General features: G+C 57.4%; 2 protein-coding genes and 1 pseudogene. 1 reads left to right on the top strand and 2 read right to left on the bottom strand.

The genetic code is table 11. The features are described from left to right. Positions 1-360: SIR2 family protein (locus EOD15_RS05655; RefSeq protein WP_148129496.1), on the top strand; the 360-nt coding region annotated here is incomplete at its 5' end. 307 nt (positions 361-667) lie between these two features. Here the strand turns inward: EOD15_RS05655 and EOD15_RS05650 are convergent. Beyond that, the gene (locus EOD15_RS05650) at positions 668-1234 is read right to left on the bottom strand and encodes a sugar O-acetyltransferase (RefSeq protein WP_024505228.1); all 567 of its coding nucleotides are present in this window, start codon (positions 1232-1234) and stop codon (positions 668-670) included. Between the two features lie 583 nt (positions 1235-1817). Then, positions 1818-2861: pseudogene (nifA, locus tag EOD15_RS05645) on the bottom strand (nif-specific transcriptional activator NifA); the annotation flags it as partial. Positions 2862-3699 lie beyond the last annotated feature (838 nt).

The following is a 3699-nucleotide window of genomic DNA, read 5'->3' as shown; positions in this document are numbered from 1 at the left end:
GTGCTCTATGCGCCGCACGGCAGCGTCAGGCCGGCGGCAAACTTCCTCGTGGCTGATTCCGATTACGTCGAAGTCCTAACCGAAATTGATATCCAGACGCCGATCCCGGACGCGGTGAAGCAACGGCGCGTCAACCGGGGTTTTTTCTTCGTGGGCTGCCGCTTCAACGATCAGATGCTGCGCACATATGCCAGACAGCTGATGAAGCGCTCCACTGGCCCACATTTTGCGGTGATCGATTCGGCTACGCTGACCAGAAACGAACGTCGTTTCCTTGCCGAAGGCGCAATCACGGTCATCGACATGCCGATCCGCAACGCCGCGGCTCGCCTCGTCGGGGTCGATGCTAGCCAGGATTAATGGCCGGCGATTGCTGGTGAGTCGCTGCTTGCCTCCAAGGGCGAAAACTCAGTTGGGAATACATTCGTGAGTAGTAATGCTAGTGGCAGCACAACGTAGGCTCTGAATTCGTTGGGCGATGTGAAAGGGTCCGCTGCTGCGGGACGTGAGCACGTTGCGGCGGCATTACGCACATGATCTTGTGACCCCCGTGGCAAAAGAACTGAAGCGCCCGAGTCGCGACAACATATGCAGCGCTCAATGGCTTCGACAAAAATTCGGCACAGTTTCGACAGTTCGCATGCACCTCCAGGGTCAACGAGGTTGATTATGCCTGTTTATGTGGGTCGGCCACGCGAGCAGGAATTCCCACTACCTTTGCCCCGGCGGGAACATCTCGTGTGACCACGCAGCCAGCGCCTACCACTGCATTATCACCAATCGTGACGCCAGGCAGAATGATTGCTCCACCGCCGATCCAGACACGGCTGCCAATGTGAACAGGACGCCCGACCTGCAGGCCGGCCTGCCGCTGCTCGGCATCATGTGGATGATCGGCGGTATAAATCTGCACAGCAGGCCCAATTGCCGTTCCTTGCCCGATTTTGACCTCTACCACGTCAAGAATAACGCAGTTGAAGTTGATGTAGGCATTGGCTCCAATGCGGATATTGAATCCGTAGTCGCAAAAAAAGGGCGGACGGATGACCGTTCCGCGCCCAACCTCTCCCAGCCGCTCGGACAAAAGCTCATGCCAATGCCCCGTGGTCTGCCCCAGCGTATCATTGTACCGCTTGAGCCAAGCCCCGGTGGCCAACAGGTCAGCTTGGATCTCCGGATCCGCCGCATTGTAAAACTCGCCTGCGAGCATCTTTTCTTTTTGGCTACGCATCATAGTCTCCCGTCAGGTCGTGTCCCGTACAGTGATGCAGGAACGCACATCAAACTGCCTCGGCAACTTTGTAACTCGGTCTTGCCGGGCGCGCGGTCGGTCACGAGCCGGGGCGACAGTTTCGTCTCGACCAACTTCCGCGAATTTGGATATCGCAGATCAACCGGTCGCAGGGGCCAATACCTGACGAGGTCGGCAACTGTCCAGCGGTCGAACTCACTTTCATGCCCATCTCAGATTGCGTGATATCGAGCGGTAAGCCATCAGCTAATGTATCGACCAGGTCCCGCCAGCGGAGATCTGCGCGTCGCCTCTACGCATGCTGGCGTGTCACCAATAATACATCGATTATTTCTGGATCCAGGCACGTCGAATTGATTTGCCCTTGCGGTGTAGAGCGAAGTTACTAGCCATAGGATTACTCCTTTTTAGTTTGTCAGTCGCAGAGCCCCAGTATGACTACGTGGTAGAAAGCACACGGCCGGAATCTTGGCAGCGCTGTTCACACCCACTTCGTAAGCCTGGCCGATGGGCTCGCCAGAGCACCAATGCTTGACCTGCTCCAGCTCTTGCTCGGCGGGTTGTTTCAGAGACGCTTGATCTCGATACCGCGTTTTCTCAGCACGTAGCCGATCTGGCGCGGGGTCAAACCGAGCAGGCGCGCCGCCTTTGCCTGCACCCAGCCACACTTTTCCATGGCAGCAATGACCGTATCGGCATCGGGCACCCTACCACGACTCGTGGCAGGGCCTATCGGCGCTTGCCCGTCGCCGACGGGCGGGGCGGCACAGGCGGCGGAAGGCTCGATCGTAGTCGACTTCTCTGACGTCGGCGGTCCGTTCTTCCACAGCGCCGCGGCCAAGCACTGATCCGCGTAACAGGCAAAGTCAGTTCTGAGGATTGATGGACCCGTCGCCAGAACTGCCGTCCGCTGAACGCAGTTTTCGAGCTCTCGGATGTTGCCTGGAAATTCGCAGTTCATTAGCACCTCAATCGCTTCGGGAGCGAAGGTCAGCGTGTGATCATTCTCAGTATTGAAATTCTTGAGAAACTGAGCGGCCAAGAGCGGAATATCACCTCGCCTTTCGCGCAATGCCGGCACGCGTAAAGTGACGACGTTGATGCGATAATAGAGGTCTTGCCGGAACTCCTTGCGTTGAACTGCCGTTTCCAAGTCCCTGTTCGTTGCGGCAATCACGCGAACATCAACTTTAATGGTGTGGTTGCTGCCGACGCGCTCAAACTCCTGCTCCTGCAGGACACGCAGCAGCTTAGCCTGGAACGAACCTGATATTTCGCCAATCTCGTCCAGAAACAATGTGCCTTTGTCGGCAGCCTCAAAGCGCCCCTTGCGCAAACTGCTCGCGTCGGTGAAGGCACCCTTCTCATGACCGAACAAGTCAGATTCCAGAAGCGTCTCGGTGAGCGCCGCGCAATTGACCTTGATGAAGGGCTGCTTGGCGCGAGGCGAGAGCTCGTGAATGGCTTTGGCAACCAGCTCCTTACCGGTTCCGGATTCACCTCGCAACAGGACCGTAGTCTTCGCCTTGGCCACCTTGACAAGGTGCTCACGCAGCTTGCGCAGCGCCTGACTATCGCCAAGCATCTCCTTGCTGATCTTTTTACGTTCCATTTGGCAGCCCATCCCACTCCGCCACCCGCCGGTAGAACTGCACTGGACGGTGAGCTGTGTTGTATTTCGTCATCATCATTCTCGATCTCACCTTTGTTGCTTCGAAATTTTCGGCGCGCGGACGCCCTCGGCAAATGGCAATGGCGCCTGAGCATCGTTGCCTTTCACCAGGACGAGCGTCTTCCTCCGCGCGGGCGCTCGCAATATGCGGTTTGCGCAGGCCTTTACTCGACCGGTCGCTGTTCTGTCCGGCTTCTGCCGCACCGCAGCCTGCAAACTCATCCTTGACAAGAAAGGAGGGGAGTCAACCGAGCTCTCCTTGCATTTATGCAAGGAAAATTGTCAGTTTGATAGAATTCTATCAAAACGGCAGAAACGCCCCGCCCCAGTTTGGCTGTACCTGCGGCGTTCAGCGTACGTGACGACATGTGCGGACTTGTCCCAATTGCCATCCGAGTTGTGCGGAACAGTAGCTGCTGCGCTGTTCGCTTCAACCGCGTGAGGCCGGAGACAGTAGAGACGGCGGCTCGTCGAGCGAGGTTTCATTGTTCGGCTACTAAACCGGCTGTCCTTTGGTGGGAGTTGGTTTCGCCCAAGTTCTGGGCCTGGGGGCGTCTAGCCCGTTTCGCCGCACAGGCTCCTTCCACATCGTCGAGGCCGAGAAGGAGGGACCCCACAGCTCTCCCTGTATCACAATGCCCCGCCCCTCAAGCAGCTAGATACGACAGGTGACCTCAAATGAGGCGTCTTGCATGGCTTCTACACCTGCCTGAATGCCAGAACTGCGTTCGTACCGCCCATGGCGAAGGCGTTGCTCATGGCGACGCGCACCTTG

It is taken from the genome of Mesorhizobium sp. M7A.T.Ca.US.000.02.2.1 (assembly GCF_003996995.1).
In the GTDB taxonomy this organism is placed as follows: Bacteria; Pseudomonadota; Alphaproteobacteria; order Rhizobiales; family Rhizobiaceae; genus Mesorhizobium.
Note: the sequence above shows the minus strand (reverse complement) of the source record. Positions and strands in the feature narration are given on the sequence as shown.